Raw genomic sequence first — 16,604 nt, forward strand, 5'->3', positions numbered from 1 at the left:
CGGTAACCGTACGGTCGCTTACGGTAACCCACGGTAACCCACGGTAACCGAAACGCCCCCCGGACACAGCTTGGCCCTACCTCCCGGCCTAAAAGCGCCAGAGGACTGGCGCAGTCCAAGACGTTTCGCGCGGATTGGTACGGTCACTTCCAATAGCTGTAATCCAGGTGCGGAAAGATGTTGTCGGTTTGTTCAATGCCATTCAGCCACGCCTCGGCGATATGGTTATTGGCGAGCTGTTGATAGATTCGCGTGAAGCGCAGCAGATGGTCTTTGACTCGTTTGCGAGCATAGTCAGGATTGGTACCCGTTCGGAGAATGAACGGCCAATCGCTGGCCTGGGCCAGAAGAAGTTCGCGTCCGGCTTGCTTCAAGGCGCGGGCCTGGAGCGGGTCTGGCAAGCCGCTTTCGGATTGGCCATGTGCGCCAAAGCGGCGGGCCAATTGGGTCATGCGTTCCTGCGCCGCGTGGAGGTGGGGATAAATCCATTGGTTGGTTTCGTTGAGCCAGACGCGCCAGTAGCCTTCTTCACCCCAACTCGATGAGGCAGGCGCAGCCACCTGGTGTCGGTCGTGGCGGCGCAAGTAATCCGACGGGGTGATCAGCTCCAAAATCTTCTGATCGAACCAGGCCTTGCGGACAAAGAAATCGAGAAACTCAGGCCCCTCGTACCACCAATGGCCGAACAATTCAGCGTCGTATGGGGACACAACAACCGGCGGGCGGTTCAGGATAGCTCTCAAACGCTGAATCTGTTCGATGCGGACGGTAAGGAAATGGGCGGCGTGCTCAGCGGCAGTTTGGAGCGCGGCAGCTCGTTCATAGATTGCCTTATGCGGGCCGCTCTCGGTAATCCGGTGGTACTTGATTCCGGTAAAAGTGCGCCAATCGGGAGCAGCCCAATAGGGCTTGAGGTAATCCAAATCCAGGTCGAATCCGATGTCGCGATAAAAATCACGGTAACGCGGGTTGCCTGGATAGCCCTCCTGCCTGCTCCAAACCTGTTTGGCGGAAGCCAGGTCACGTCCAAAGGCGGCGATGCCCTTGTGACTCAGAACAGGCGCGAACATGCCGTATCGTGGGCGTGGTGTGGCGTGCAGGAGACCGTGGGAATCCACAATGAACCACTCAATCCCCGCCTCGCTCAAGACTCCTTCCAGTCCCTCAGCATAGGCGCATTCCGGAAGCCAAATCCCTCGAGGCGCCTGGCCGAAGCAGCTCTGGTACTGATCGCGGGCGGTAAGGATTTGGCCTCGCAACGAGGGCAAGTGCCCCGCTAACAGCGGCAAGAGGGCGTGGGTAGCGGCGCTGGTGATGATCTCCAATTGGCCCCGTTCCTGAGCCCGCCGGAAGGATGCCACGAGGTCACCCCCCTGTTGCTGATAAAAATCGCGGGTCGCAACGAGCCGCTCATGATACAACTGGGCCAGTTGGTGGTAGTCCTTTTCCCAAAGTGTCCGATGGATTTCCTTTTCGGCCAATTCGATCAGCTCATCCAAGTGACGCCGGTAACGGGTTTGGAGCAGGGAATCCTGCAACATCGCGCAGAGGGTGGGGGTCAGAGTAAAGGTCAGCCGGGCGCCGATGCCATCTTTTCGCCAGCCCTCGATTAATTGCATTAGCGGGATGTAGGATTCTGTGATGGTCTCGAACAGCCAGGTCTCTTCGAGGAATTTGTCGCATTCCGGATGCCGCACGAAAGGCAGGTGGGCGTGCAGCACCAGGCAGAGATAGCCTTGCATCAGTCGAGATGTTCGGCGGCAGGGGGCTTCAGCGCCGGGTCTTGCGGATGCGCCTCCACCGTTCCTGAATAGCTTGTGCTGCGATGAAACTCGAGGGCGGCCCGCCGCTCTTCGCCATGACTGGCGGTGGCCTGGATGAGCAATTGATAATCTCCGTCCGGGAGCGAAAACCGGTAGCTGAACGTGCCATCCGGGCGCAATCGGATGACTCGACCGCCAATTGTTACCTGCGCATCCGCTTTCGTGGCCCCATAAATCACCAGTTCGGCATTCACGTTGAACCAAAAACTCTTTTCCGGCCCTGGCGCAATGCCTGCCGGGCTGGAAATGCCCAGCGCGCCAAGGGCCTCGAGGATCGAGAGGCCCAAACCGCCACCCGGCGCGGACATCCCCAGCAAGGCCAGTTGGAGCGAGGGAATCTCTGGTTGCCCTCGGGCCATCTCCACCAGCTCAGCCGAGTTGGGCCACCCCCGGCGAACCAGGCTCCAACCGATCAGTTCAGCCAACGCCCGTTCTTGTTCCTCGGACCATGCTTCCGACACTGCGGGAAATACTTCCCGGCTCTTTTCCTCAACACGCTCGGTCTGGCTCGGTTCAAAGCGGTCCATTGCGAAGGGCTGAGCGGCCAGGAGCCACGCCTCGGCGCCCCCTTGTTCCGGCAGTGGGAAAGGTCTTTCTGGCGGCAGTTCTCTAATCGGCTCAGCGCGTTCTTCTCGTTGAGGTGGGTTGATTGGGACCGCTGCAGGCCCCACGGGCGTTTCAGCGGGCTTCGACTGGATCACTGCGGGTCTCGTCTCGGCAGAAGACGGACCGGTATCCACAACGGCAAACTGGACTGTTGTTTGCTCGGAAACTCTATCTCGGGGCGCCTGCACCGGTGCCGAGACCGCGATGCTCCGCCACATTCCGTCCGGCTGGTAAAAGCCAAGTTCAGCGAGGTATCCTGCACCTGGCTTTTCGATATGGATGAACCAGTGGCGTGATTCAGGGTGAACATGGAGCTCGGAAATGGGCGGCAGCTCCCGGCGCTCGAGATAAAGGCGAATCACCAGATGCCGGTGCGCCGAAAGCCCGTTAAAGCGCTGTTGCTGTTCCCACGTGAGGTCCCAATGCGCATACAGGCACCGCGGGTCCCGCGCCATCAGGGTCAGTCTGCCAGTTCCATAGGCATCCGGCAGCTCCTCGGTCTCCGCCCCCGGCGCTGCCATCAGTGGATTTGGGCTGAGGCTGAACTTTTGTCCAGGACCGCTCAAAGTGGCCACGTTCGGTTCATCTCCTTCGAGCAGTATCGGGGGTATCCTCAACTTTAACTTGGGTGCTGGAGCAGTTGGGGGGGAGCCCGATGGCAGCGCCCCTTTGGCCGCTTTCCTTTGTCCATCACGCGCTCTTTTCGATTTCATGCCCCTACAACTATCGCTCTGCCGGGAGAATAACGGATTTCGGGCAAGACAATACGTTGCTGTACCGGCAGGCGCAACGCCAATTTAAGCGACGCAGTAATCGGTTAGTGACGGCGGGGCGCTGCCGCCTAAAGGCGGCGTTCCGCGCGTCCGGAACGCCGGCTTCAGCCGGCAGCCCCGCAGTCACTGAGGCATTAGGCGACGCAAGAACAGAACATTACGACAAAAGGCTTGTCCTTGGCCTTGGGTTTGGAGTTGAATCCCTATGTGAAGCCTGTGTTCGACCGGTCACAACTCTTCAGGCCTATGACCTCTAAGCCGAGACTCCCATTGCATTCCCATCCCAGCCAGCCGCCCTTGAGCCGCTCCGTTTTGAATCGGCGGCAGTTTCTGAGGCGCTCGGCGCTGGCTGCCGGTGTGGTGGCTGTGCCCGCAATCATCCCGGGCTCGGCGCTTGGCCTCAACGGGGCTGTGCGCCCCAGCGAACGCATCGTGATGGGCGGCTTGGGTATTGGCAACCGCGGAAGCGACGACCTTCGTTGGATGCTGCCCGAGCGCGACATTCAGTTTGTGGCAGTTTGCGACGCCAAACGCGCGCAACGCGAAGCCGTCAAGCGCATTATCGACGGACACTATGGCAATAAGGACTGCGCGACTTACCGCGATATGCGTGAGTTCCTGGCCGAACGGCGGGATATCGACGCGCTGCTGATAGCCACGGGTGATCGGTGGCATGCCTCGGCTTCCATCATGGCGATGCGCGCAGGAAAGGATGTCTATTCAGAGAAACCCTCATGCATGACAATAGCCGAAGGACAGGCTGTGGTGGCAACAGCGCAACGCTATGGGCGCGTTTACCAAACCGGCACCCAGCGGCTTAGTGAAGATAACTTCACCGTCGCCAATGAACTCCTGCGCACTGGCCGATTGGGCAAGGTCCACACCGTGCGCGCCCATATCGCGCCTTGGGACGCGGCGGAGATGAAGTACGACTGGCTCGCGGCTGAACCGGAGCCGCCGCGTGAGGAAGTGGATTGGGACCAATGGCTCGGTCCCTGCCCCTGGCGCCCCTATAACAGCGCCTATACCCGCGGTGGGTGGCGCGGCTACTATGATTTCCACACGAGTTGCATCGGGGAATGGGGCGCCCACACGTTCGCCCAATGCCAGGTCGCCATCTCCGCCGCCAATACCTCAGCGGTCGAATACGGGTATGTGAACAACCCGACCGGTGACGGCATGGTCACCCGGTTCGCTAATGGCGTCGAGATGATCCTTTCCCGCGGAGACAAGTGGTGGCACGGCTCTTGTGGTGTCCGCTACGAAGGCGAGGAGGGCTGGGTCGCCATCGCCGACGGCTACCCTAAACCGGAAGTCTCCTCGCCAGCGCTGTTGCAGGATTCTTCGAAATTGGTCAAGGATTACATGGCGCGTACGGAGCGGCCCATGAGCCACGTGCGCAATTTCTTCGACTGCATTAAATCGCGCCGCCTAACAGTAGCCCATCCCGAGGTGATGTACCGCTCGATGTCCACCGTTCACGCCGCTAACATTTGCATGTGGCTGAAACGCGATTTGAAATTCAATCCGGCGAAAGCCGAATTCGTGAACGATGCGGAAGCCAACCGGCTGAGGTCACGCGCCATGCGGGAACCGTGGATCATCTGAACGCAGGAAATGGTTATGATAAACATCCGACTAAATCTGACGCTGGCAGCCGTCTTGTTGCTTGCCTCGTGGACTCCGGCGCCGGCCAATTCCGCCGAACCATCCGTCAAGGAGGAGGTCAAGCGACTGAGCGCCCTCCTCAAATCTGATGCGTCCCGAAAGGAAAAGGCCGATGCCTGCCGCGAGTTGGCTCGTATCGGGACAAGCGACGCGGTTGATTCTTTGGCGTCGCTTCTGCCCAATGAGGAGCTGTCCCACATGGCCCGCTACGGCCTCGAGACGATTCCCAGCTCGCGCGTGGACAAAGTCTTGCGTGAGGCCATGGGGACGCTCCAGGGCAGGCCATTGGTCGGTGTTATAGGAAGTTTGGGAGCGCGCCGCGATGCCAAAGCCGTGCCGGCGCTCACCAAACTGCTGGCCAATTCGGATACGGATGTCGCGCAGGCTGCAGCCCGGGCCCTGGGGAGTATCGGCAATTCATCTGCCGCAGAGGCATTGGAACGAGCGCTGACAGGGGGCCCCTCTCCGAATCAGCTCGCTATTTGTGAAGGTCTGTTCCGTTGTGCCGAAAACTTCGAGGCAACTGGCCACAGAAAACAGGCTCTCGCCATTTACGACCGGCTCCGCGCCACCTCGGCCCCGCACCAGGTCCGCACCGGCGCCTGGCGTGGCGCTATTCTCACCCGGGGCGAGCAAGGGCTGCCGCTCCTCCTGGAAGCCTTGCGCAGCGACGATTTTTCCCTGTTCGATGCCGCGGTCCGCACCTCGCAGGAAATGCCTGGACACGAGATTACCTCCGCACTCGGGGCCGAGCTCGGAAAGATGCCCGCCGACAGGCAAATCGTCCTGAGTCAGGCCCTGGGCAAACGCGCCGGCGCCGAGGCGCTGCCGTTCCTGTTTGATCTGGCCAGGAAGGGCCAACAGAACGCGCGGCTGGCTGCTATCCGGGCGCTGCCGGAGATTGCGGACCCGCTGGCGGTGCCTGTGTTGGTCGAGCTGACTCGCGACCACGATGAGGCGGTTGCCAAAACCGCCGTGGAGGCCCTGGGTGGTCTGCCCGGCAAAGAAGCCGATGCCGCCGTTCTGGCGATGTTTTCCCGCGAGGGGACCGACCGCCGCATTCTGGCGATGGACCTGATCGTGCGCCGCCGCCTCACCGGAGCTATTCCAAAGGTCCTTCTGGCGGCCGAGGACCTCGAACCGCGAGTCCGAGTTGCCGCTTTCCAGAAATTGGGCGAGCTGGCCGGGCCGGCCCAAATCCCATCCGTTCTTCGGATTCTGGAGCGCACGGCTTCAGCGGAAGATATCGATGGGGCTGAGCACGCCCTCATTGCTCTGGCGGCAAAAGCGCCCAACCCCAATGCCTGCGCTGACAGCGTCGTCTCGTGGCTGCCGCGGGTGAACTCTGCAAAACAATGCGCCCTGCTGCGCGTATTGACCTCCATCGGCGGCTCGGAGGCGCTCAGAACCGTTCGCAAATCTCTCAATAACCCTGATTTGGATGTGCATGAGGCCGCCGTGCGCAGCCTGAGTCTTTGGCCCACCCCGGATGCCGCCCCTGACTTGCTGGCCCTGGCCCGCAAGTCCGGCGGCTTGGCAGGCGATAACGTTTTAGCCCTGCGCGGCTATCTGCGGTTCGCCTCCCAGCCCGATGTGCCGGCTGCCCAACGCCTGGTGATGTGCCGCGAGGTCTCAAAGTTGGTGGAAAAGGCAGAAGAAAAGAGGCTGCTCCTGGCGGCCCTGGGTGGGATTCACCTGCCGGAGTCGCTCGCGCTCATCAATCCGTTTATCGACCAGCCTGAAACGGCACAAGAGGCCGGCAATGCTGTAGTGACCGTTGCCGAAAACATTCTCAAAGGCAAAGACGCCGCCAAACTCGCTCCCAAACTGATCGAACCGTTGCAGAAAGTCGCTCGAGGCAATCCCAATGCTGACCTCGCCAAACGCGCCCAAGCCCTGCTTGATCAGGCTCAAAAGAAAGGCGCAGGGAACTAGCGCAGCCCGGTGGGCAGTGCCTTTTGGAGTGGCCCTGGCAAGGCCGGCAAAGCGAGGCAAAGCGCCTTCTCTTTGCCCACATCTTCGTATCTCTCTATCTATCAGTTTCAGTTGACACTAAGCTCCACGAATAGTACCTATTAGGCAGTTTTCCCGTCGTTAGACATGCAGTGGCGCCACCGTTAGCCGCGCCTTGCTAGGGGGTTTGTCGCAGACGGGGCAGCGGCCATGATTGAGAGCACTTCAACGCCCTGCGGGAGTCTGTCCCAGAAGGACAGGTTCCACTTTTGCGCAGGGTTCCAACCACGATTTCTAATGCATATGAAAACAACGATGGTATTGTTTCTTACCGCGGTCGCCTGGGGCGTATGGGTGGTGGAAGCGGATGCCCAATCGCAGCCTTCTCGCGCTCTGTTTTTTCCCTCGAACCAGTGGCCGCCCGGACCAGGGTTGTACGTGGCGCCGCCTGGGAGCTGGATCGGCACCCCTGCAGGGGGCCTCATTGTGAGCAACCTGCTGCTGGGGAAATTCAGCGAAAGCGTTCCCGCTCCACCGCCCGGGACCAGCGTGACGCTAACGCTCGATGCTCAGGCGGATTTTGACCTGTCCGTTAATGGCGGCGGCACGTTCAGTCACGTGGCTGTTCCGGTGGAGTTGACGGTGAGCCTTACGGCCATTGGCATTCCCGGGGCGGGCAACGGCTACTCGACCGTGCTTGGGGAGTTCAAACCGCTGGGTCCGCTGCCCGGGAACCTGATGCTCCGCCAAAGCGGCAGCCAGGCCTCCACGGGCCAAGTAAACTTAACACCGGCGCCAGGAGGATCGGCCGGATTTCTGATAAGCAGTTTTTTCAATGTCTCCCTGGATTTCAGCGCCGATGGAGGCCAGACTTGGCAGGCGATGTCCCCCGCGCAGCACTTGGATTTGAGGGTGGACCCGGCGAATCCTTCTGAAGGCACACTGGTCTCCGAATCGACGCCATTATTTCCTGCTCCCGATGATGGGTTTCTGGTGCCGGCGGTGCAACGTGCTTCCTTTGGAGGCGGAATCGTAATCCAAGGGTTGCGGCAAACCCTGTTTTCAGCCGTCACCGATGGCACAGCGCTTGCCCTGGGCACAACACCGACCATACTGCCGTACACCGCAACTCTCAATTTCGCTCTCTCAGTGGATGGTGGAAAGACTTTCACTCAAACCCGAACCACGGCAAACATGAGCCTTTCTTTTGCCAAGATCAGTGAATCGGCCTCACGGCTGTTCGATGCTGAAATCACGCAAATGGATTTTTCCGCCACTGTGGCGGGGACCGCCTTGATGTTCCGCGAAAGCCCCAGCTTGTCTTCCTATGGCGGGGCCGAGCTGCGGAGCTTCGGCGATGGAAGCTTTCAGTTCAGCAGCTTCTTCGATGTATTCCTCGAATTGAGCACCGATGGCGGCCAGACATGGGCGCCCGCAAACAACGGTCCACTCCATCTTCAACTGCAACCGAACAGCCCACGTGGCCAATTTGCCTCCTCGAATCTGCCTACGCCCGGGGGCCAATACGTCCTGCCGGCGTTGGCTTATCAGACCGGTCCAAGGGCCGGTGTCCTGATAGCAGGCAACACCATAGGCGGTTTTTCAGCTTCTTCCCCGCCGCCCGCGGCAGGCCAGCCCCTGGTCCAAAGTTTCACAGCCCAAGTCAACCTGAGCATCTCGCTGGATGGCGGGGCCTCGTACACAGATGCCGCCGGCACGGCGGCCGTGACCATGCTGGTCACTCCAAGCGGTATCAACTGGGGTGATACTTCCTATTACAACGCAGTCCTGCAGCAGTTGAATGTAACCGGCCTGCCCCAGGGAATCATGCTGCGACAAAGCCCCACCCTCACCTCGACTGGCCGGCTCAGTATTACGCCGCAGCCCAATAGTGGTGGGTTTAAGGTGGACAGTTTCTTCGACGTCTTTACCGAGTTGAGCCTGGATGGCGGCCAGACATGGACGGCGGCCTCGAGCGCCGCGGCCGCAGCCCTTACCCCCTCACCAATCGGAGCGCCGCTAAGGATTACCTGTCCCGGCGATATGAGCGTGCTAGCCACCAGCGCTCAAGGGGCGGTGGTCACCTATCCACCGCTTCTTATCCAATATGGGGATTGTCCGTTCACCCCAAGCACGGTTGGCATCGCGTACTCGCCGCCCTCTGGGTCCCTGCTTCCGATAGGCCTCACGACCGTGACGGTGACCGCCGACAACGAATGCGGCGAGCACTCGACCTGCTCTTTCAACGTCCAGGTGCGGCCCAACCTGGCGCTGGCACGGGAAACTCTCTCCATCCGCCCCTTGTTGCCGCCACCGGGCGCAATGTTCCTCGAACCGGCTCAGTTTAGTCCCGTAACTGTTGGAGGAATTATTGTGAGCAATTTTACCCTCCGCAACTTTGCCAACGGCATCGTGCCTCCACCGGCGGGCAGCAGTGAGACACTCGAAACGCCTGCCACGGCCGAATTGGATTGGTCTCCAGACTACGGAGCGACGTTCCCCCATGCGAGCGTTCCGGCCAAACTCGTCCTGAACATCCAGGACAATGGCTCCGGCCAGCTTCCGGGCCAGGAGGTTTATTCTCTGAGCGTAGTGCGTTTGGACATTGCGGGAAGCAATCTGCCTCCCGCCGTGATGTTGCGCGCCAGCCTCACCCAGCCATCGAGCGGCCAGGCGGCCATTCGAACCGCGCCGGGAACCGGCATTGGCGGCAACCTGCTGATCGGTTTGCTGGACGTGTTTTTTGACGTGAGCACTGATGGCGGCCAGACATGGACCCCTGGTGATGGGAGCGTGCATCTGGAACTGCGCGCGGACCCGGCTGTCCAGACCCCTGTGCCGGAGTTTACGCCTTTGTGGCCGCCGCCTGCCGATCAGCTTGCCAGTCCACCCGGAGCGTCCGCTCTTTTCCCCGGGGGTATTGTCGTGAAGGATGTGCAACAGGGCTTCTTTTTAGGGCTGATCGACCTGACATTGTTGGACCCGAGTTCGCTCCCGATAGTGCAGCGATTCAACAGTGTCGTTCAATTGAAATGGTCTCAGGATGGAGGTCAGACCTTCAATGTGGCGCGTGTGCCGGCTCTCATTGGACTGCTCATGCAAGGCATCCGGCAAGGAGCCACTCAGATGTTCGATGCGCAGGTTACACAAATGGACATCGCTGGAGGCGATTTGTCTCAGAATGTGCGCCTACGGGTCAGCCCGACGCTGAGTTCGGACGGACAAGTTGCATTGCAAGGATTGGCTGACGGGTCGTTCCAGATAACCAGCTTTTTCGACGTGTTTCTCGAAGTGAGCGGCGATGGGGGCCAGACCTGGCAACCAGCCAGCAATGGGTCCCTGCATTTTGACCTGAAGGGCGCCAGCCAGGTGCTCTCGGTCGCCTCGCCGAACCAGCCGCCCAGTGGCGGCCAGTACGTCATACCCACAGGCGCGAAACAGACCTTTATGCTTCCAACGGGGGCAATCCTCGTTATTTCCAATGAAACCTGGTTCGGCTTCACCGGGTCCATCCAGCCACCGGCCTCCGGCCAAACCAATAGAATCGATTTTCGCAGCCAAGTGTCCCTTCAGCTTTCGCTTGATGGCGGCAACACGTTTAGTTCGTATAATGCCCCGGCTGCGGCGGTGGTCCAGCTTATCGGTGATGGCAACATCGACTGGGGAGACCGCCAGTTTCTGGACACACAAATCATCCAGTGGACCGTCGCGGGAGGCACTCTGCCTCAGGGCCTGGTTTTGAGGCAGAGTCTCACACAACCTTCGCTGGGACGCACCGGAATCTCAACGGATGCCACCGGCAGCTCCCGGGTGGAGAGCTTCTATAACTTTTCACAGGAATTAAGCCAGAATGGCGGCCAGAGCTGGAATCCGGCAGTAGAAGGCCCCACCTGGTTGGTGCTCAATTGGCCGCCAGGCTTCGCCCCGTACGGCGTGACTTGCCCGGCTGACATTACCGTCTATGCCACCAGCCCGGGCGGCGCGGTGGTCAATTACTCTCTTCCGCCAATGACGGTATTTCCAGATTGCCCGTTGTGTTGCTTCCAAACCACCTGCACTCCGCCCAGTGGCAGTCTCTTTCCGATCGGCACTACCACCGTCTTGTGCCAGGGCCACGACGGCTGCAATGAGAATCCCTCCTGTTCCTTTAATGTGACCGTGCTGCCGGGGTCGATAGTGGATGGCGTCGTTGCGGCGCCTTTGGGTAATGCTGACCTTAATCTCTCTCACGGCACCAACGGCCCTATCTCGATGGTGGTATCCAATATTGGCCCGAGTGGTCAGGATGGTTTCCATGTCAACCTGGGCGCAGCCGATTCCTTGGTGCTGAATTTCGACCCGTTTCCAAACTATGACATCACCGGGATGGTCAGCACCGTCACCGGTCCGTACGCGGGCGACCCCAATCATCTCCTGGGCACCAGCACCTATCAGGGTGGACCCAACGCGATGGTTATGGTTGATTTCTCCGCGATAGGCGCGACGTCGGTCGTGGCGCGGGTGACGGACGAAAATCACAACACCATCAGTTCTGAGCAAATTCCAAACGGTTCCTGGTTTAACGTCAATGACCTCTTCCCGCCGGGCTGCACCAACCCCACTTCGACCGTATGCACTATCACCATGGGGCCGGGGTTGACCTGCTGGCGCTTTTGCCGCTACGGTTGCACTTGCCAGGGGACCAACTGCACCATTGAACGGGTCGTATGCTTATTCGAATTGGCCCCTAGGCCTCTGGCTATCTCGGCCATCGATTTCACGGCGCAAAGCTCGAGCCCGCCTTCGGCGCTGATCATCCAAGACACGGAGGTGGGGATGTTTGGTAACCGGCACGTTGTCATCGGTGACGGCACTCTCCAGACCGATGGTGGCCTGTTGGTGGTCAACGGGATCGGCTCGAGTGGCAATGACGGCGTTGATCTAAACCTTAACCATGTTGGCGGAATAAGCCTTGCGTTCACCCCGTTGCGGCTCCTTGCCCCCAATGTGTGCCTTACCTTCAATGCCGTTGGCGACGTGAATGGTGTGCTGGGGGTCCAGGCGGGCTCGCTGTCGCTTGGCGGGAGTGGCGGGACCCTGACGTTGGACGGGGATTTCAGCGGCCTGGGCGCCAGCCAGGTGCGGGTCGAGGTTTATCTGAATTCTCAATTCCAGGGTGCAGGAACATTCGCTGTCGGTGGGGCGGGCAGCTTGACGCTCACCGGAAACCTGATTGGCGCCGGCACGCTGGCCGGGGGAACCGGCTTTTTTGCGCGGTTCGATTCTCCGGCGGGAGCGGGCGGTTCCGGCTTTATTTTCACCGGCGGCAACCTGAATCTGACGGGGGACGAAATTCACATCTTGGCCGCAGACCCAACAAACCGGCTCGGTGGATTGAACCAGGTCGGCATTCGCAGTTGTAACACCGGTCAGATTGGCATCGTGGGCGAACAGGTGACGCCCTTGATGGGCGGTCTGAATGTCGTGGGAGCCGGGACCCTCGTGCTCACCGGCCAGGGCGCTGCCGGCCAGAATTACAGGCTCGAAAGCGCGGGCACTCTCGGCATGCTGACGGCCTGGAGAACGCTCGCCACCACTCAATCCGACGACGAGGGCTACCTCCAACTCTCAGACACATTGTCGAACGGACAAACATTCTATCGCGTGGCGGTCCCGCCCCCGCCGGGGATTGATAATCTCAGTTTCCTCGGGCAACTGTACCAAAACCTGCTGGGGCGTTCTTTGGATGCCGGTTCACAGTCCTATTGGTTGAATTATCTCGCGACAGGCGGCAGCCGGAGCAACGTCGTGGCCAATCTCACAACCACAGACGAGTACCTGCAGAACCTGGTTAAGAACTTGTATCAACAGCTCCTGCACCGGGCGGCTCAGCCAAACGACCTGAGTTATGGGGTGAACTTCCTCCAGAATGGAGGTACTGACGAAAAACTCATTGCCTTTTTGACCGGTTCACCGGAGTACTTCACCAATCGCGGCAACGGGAGCAACGCGGGTTTTCTCGAAGCGCTCTATATCGATCTCCTTGCCCGGCCACTGGACGCTGTAGGGCAGCAGTTCTTCCTTCAACAGCTCAACTCGGGGACAACAACCGCCCAGGTTGCCACCGAGGTGTTGGGCTCTGCCGAATACCGGCAGGACCTGGTCGCCACTTTCTACTGGCGCTTCCTGCAGCGGGCGCCCACCGTTGCCGAAGTGAACGCTTACTCGCTCTTTCTTGGCGCCGGCGGTACTGACGAGCAACTGATCGACATCATTGCGGGTTCCGCTGCGTTTTAAATAGTCTGGAAGCGTCGCCGAACAAGTTCGGTTTTAGAGGCGTTTGAGGTGGAAGCCGCCATCGACATTGATGACCTCGCCGGTGCTGAAGGGGAGGAGGCCTTGAGCGATAGCGGCGACGGCTTTGCCAACATCTTCGGGGGAACCCCACCGCTTAATGGGAGTGAGACCCTCGGCAATCAAGCGGTCGTACCTTTCCCTGACCGGCGCCGTCATGTCGGTGGCAATGAGACCGGGCCGGATTTCGTACACATGGATGCCGTGCTCGGCGAGGCGCGCGGCGTAGAGGGGTGTGAGCATGGAGAGGGCGGCTTTGGCGATGCAGTAGTCGCCGCGATTGGTCGAGGGTGCGTAGGCGCTGATAGAGGAGATGGTGACAATAGAGGGCCGGCATGGGGCAGGCGGGCTGCCGGGCCGGCGCTGTTCGATCATCCAGCGCGCGACGAGTTGGGTGAGGAAATAAGGGCCTTTGACGTTAACATTCATCAAGCGATCGAAGCTGTCTTCACCGGCATCGAGGATGTCGCTGCGGGTTTCGGGCGCGACACCGGCGTTGTTAACGAGAAGGTCGATCCGGCCAAAGGCTGTTTTGACAAACTCGACCAGTTTAAGGCGGTCGGCTGCGGTTGAAATATCGGCCTGGCAGGTTTCGGCCCGGATGATTTTGCCCTCAGCCTTGGCAATGCGGAGGCAGTCCGACCGTGTTTGCTGGGCGGCGGTGGCGTTGGCAACGTAATTGATGGCCAAATCGCAGCCGAGTCTGGCCAATTCGAGGGCGACGCCGCGTCCGATACCACGGGAAGCGCCTGTGACGAGGGCAACCGCGTTCATGGGGATAGGATAGGGCGGGAGGCGGGAAGAAAAAGGATTATGTTGGAAAAGCTGCGGGCTCGCGCAAGCGGTACAGCCGACTTCCAGCACAGCCAGCCGGCGTTAGGGAGTGCACGGAGGGCAGTGCCGCAAAGTTGCTTCTTTCTTTGATCATCTCTCGCGCATAAAGTTTATGCCGCACTCATGCAGCAGAATTTAAACGATTATTCCTCGAACCGGCCTCCTGCCTGGAGGCACTCGCGCTACGGATTTGCGGCCTTTTGGCTGCTGTCCATGGTCGTGGGCTGGCTGGCCTTGCGGCTTGTCCTGTTCTTTGCCTTCCGTCCGGCAGGGCTGTCGGTATCGGAGGACGCCCTGGCTTTTCTGGTTGGACTGGAGCGCGATTTTCTGACGGCGCTGTTGCTCACGTTGCCGCTTTTGTTTTGGCTCGCTGTGAGGTCCGAGACGCGCCTAAAATCGAGATTTTATCGGGCGCTCTTCTGGGCAACTTCGTTTGTATTCTGGTTTGGCGGCATCTTCCTGTTGTTTGTTGAGTATTTCTTTTTTGAGGAATTCAGGTCGCGGTTCAACACGGTGGCGATCGATTACGTGTTGTTTCCGCGCGAGGTGTTCGTGAACATCTGGGAATCGTATCACGTGGCCGTGGTTTTAGGGGTTTGCGAGGTGTTGGCCCTGGTTTGGCTGATGGTTGCGCGCAAGCTCTTTCCGCGCCTGTGGGAACGCCCGTTTAGCGCCAGGGGCCGCTTGCTCCACTTGGGCGCCGGCCTGGCAGTGGCGGCCCTGCTTCTACCGACCGTTCACATCAATGGCGTTCGGGTGAGCAATGACAGGAGCCTGAATGAGATCGCCAATAACGATCTGCTGTCCCTCGTGGACGCCGCCTGGACGCATAATCTGGACTACTCGGCTTTTTACAAAACTATGGGCCGCGGCGAGGCCTACGAGCGCGCGCGCAAGTTGCTGGCTGAAAAAGGCGCGGAGTTCGTCGAGGCCGGCGATTCCATTCGGCGTCGTGTTGCCGGGGCCTCGACCCGCCCGCGATTGAATGTGGTTATTTTCCTCGAAGAGAGCCTCGGCTCGGAGTTTTGGGGGTGCCTGGGGCGGACCAATCAGAGCCTCACCCCGGAGATGGACAAGCTTGCCACCCAGGAGAGCCTTTTGTTTACCAACATTTATGCCTCCGGCAACCGCACCGTGCGTGGGATGGAGGGTGTTCTTTCATCGTTTCCGCCCTTGCCGGGGGATTCGATTGTCAAACGAAACCTCTCGGACAACGTCGAAACCATCGCGCGAATCCTGAAGCGGGACGGCTACTCGACACTGTTTCTTTACGGTGGGCGAGGTTTATTTGATGACATGCGCTCTTTCGCCGTGCGCAACGGCTACGACCGCTTTATCGAAGAGAAGCATTTCGAACATCCCACGTTCACCACCATTTGGGGTGTGTGCGATGAAGACCTCTACGCCCGCTCGATTGAGGAGTTCCGGGCCCTGGCCCAGACTGGCCGGCCATTTTTTGCAACGATTCTGTCGGTTTCGAATCATAAGCCTTACACGTATCCCAAAGGGCGAATCCCCGAAGACCCCGAAGAGCGCCGGCGCGAAAACGCTGTCAAATACGCCGACTTTGCCCTGGGCAGATTCTTTCGCGAGGCCAGGCATGAGGCGTTCTGGACCAACACCATTTTTGTCGTGGTGGCGGACCACGGGGCGCGAGTGTATGGGGAGCAGAGCATACCTATTTTCTCGTATGAAATTCCCCTGGTGATTACCGGCCCTGCGGTAGTCAAACAGCCGGCGCGCATTCCGGAGTTAGGCTGTTCGCTGGACGTGGCGCCCACGGTGCTGGGCCTCATCGGGCGGCCTTATGAGACGCTCTTTTTTGGGCATGACCTCCTCAAATGCGGGCTAGGCGATGGGCGCGCGTTTCTGAATCACAATCGGGACATTGGGATGCTGAGCGGTGAGAGAATGGTTGTGCTGGGTCTCATGAAGACCGTTGAATTCTACTCCGGCGATCCGAAGCGGGTGCAAATGAAACCGCTCACGCGGCCAGGGGATTCAGACCGGGAGCTGGAGAACAATGCCATAGCCATCTTTCAGGTGGCTGATGACCTTTACATGCATCAGCGCTATCACCTGGACACGAGCGCCAAGGTGGCCCGAGCGGCGCAGCCCAATTAGAGTCATTGAACCGTTGGGCCCGACAAGGAAAGTCTTAAGCGTCAGCAGCGAACAGCCCCTCTCCCTAACCCTCTCCTCGCAGACGGGGAGAGGGAACCTGGCGCAGTGCGCGGTTTCAGTGTGCGGCGGCCGGTAGACGCTCACGCCCCCTCTCCTCCAAAGGAGGAGAGGGGGAATCCGGCCCGCTCGCCGCGGAAACCAAATGCATCGTTCCGGCTCAGCCGGGAGGAAAACCTTCGGCTAGGGTCGCCGTCCCCTGGCCAGGCCCATGATCACGGAGATCAAAAAGACGGCCAGGAAGATATAGAATAGCACCTGCGCAATGCCGGCTGCTGTTCCTGCGATGCCACCGAAACCAAAGATCGCCGCGATAATGGCGATTACCAAGAATGTTAATGCCCATCCTAACATGGTTAAACCTCTGTCACCCTTCCCATGCAATCCATCGGGTTTGTCCCTACTTTTGAACTTTTGAACTATTGAATCATTC

The 16,604-nt window shown here is 59.6% G+C and carries 8 protein-coding genes; 4 read left to right on the forward strand and 4 right to left on the reverse strand.

Annotated elements, in window-relative coordinates:
* Positions 1-143 precede the first annotated feature (143 nt).
* Positions 144-1,742, reverse strand: coding sequence for a 1,4-alpha-glucan branching protein domain-containing protein (locus VG146_05600; GenBank protein ID HEV2391822.1), 1,599 nt, complete (start codon positions 1,740-1,742; stop codon positions 144-146).
* Complete coding sequence (locus VG146_05605) at positions 1,742-3,142, reverse strand: DUF4912 domain-containing protein (GenBank protein HEV2391823.1); 1,401 nt, start codon at positions 3,140-3,142, stop codon at positions 1,742-1,744. The genes VG146_05600 and VG146_05605 overlap by 1 nt, the downstream gene beginning before the upstream one ends.
* Positions 3,143-3,448: 306 nt before the next feature.
* On the opposite strand from VG146_05605, the gene VG146_05610 reads away from it, so the two are divergent.
* From VG146_05610 to VG146_05620, 3 genes are all read left to right on the forward strand, one after another.
* A complete protein-coding gene (locus VG146_05610; protein HEV2391824.1) occupies positions 3,449-4,810 on the forward strand; it encodes a Gfo/Idh/MocA family oxidoreductase in 1,362 nt (453 codons plus the stop codon).
* 15 nt (positions 4,811-4,825) lie between these two features.
* Complete coding sequence (locus tag VG146_05615; protein HEV2391825.1) at positions 4,826-6,805, forward strand: HEAT repeat domain-containing protein; 1,980 nt, start codon at positions 4,826-4,828, stop codon at positions 6,803-6,805.
* Between the two features lie 315 nt (positions 6,806-7,120).
* On the forward strand, positions 7,121-13,099 hold the full coding sequence (locus VG146_05620; GenBank protein HEV2391826.1) for a DUF4214 domain-containing protein: 5,979 nt from the start codon (positions 7,121-7,123) through the stop codon (positions 13,097-13,099).
* A gap of 33 nt (positions 13,100-13,132) precedes the next feature.
* On the opposite strand, the gene VG146_05625 is transcribed toward VG146_05620, so the two are convergent.
* Positions 13,133-13,930 (reverse strand): 3-ketoacyl-ACP reductase, encoded by a 798-nt coding sequence (locus VG146_05625; GenBank protein HEV2391827.1) that lies wholly within the window; start codon positions 13,928-13,930, stop codon positions 13,133-13,135.
* A 183-nt stretch (positions 13,931-14,113) separates the two neighbouring features.
* Here VG146_05625 and VG146_05630 point away from each other — a divergent pair, with 183 nt between their 5' ends.
* Positions 14,114-16,114 (forward strand): LTA synthase family protein, encoded by a 2,001-nt coding sequence (locus VG146_05630; protein HEV2391828.1) that lies wholly within the window; start codon positions 14,114-14,116, stop codon positions 16,112-16,114.
* A 240-nt stretch (positions 16,115-16,354) separates the two neighbouring features.
* Here VG146_05630 and VG146_05635 read toward each other — a convergent pair whose 3' ends face one another.
* Positions 16,355-16,525 (reverse strand): DUF1328 domain-containing protein, encoded by a 171-nt coding sequence (locus VG146_05635; GenBank protein HEV2391829.1) that lies wholly within the window; start codon positions 16,523-16,525, stop codon positions 16,355-16,357.
* Positions 16,526-16,604: the final 79 nt, after the last annotated feature.

The organism is Verrucomicrobiia bacterium (genome assembly GCA_035946615.1).
GTDB lineage: Bacteria > Verrucomicrobiota > Verrucomicrobiia > Limisphaerales > UBA8199 > DASYZB01.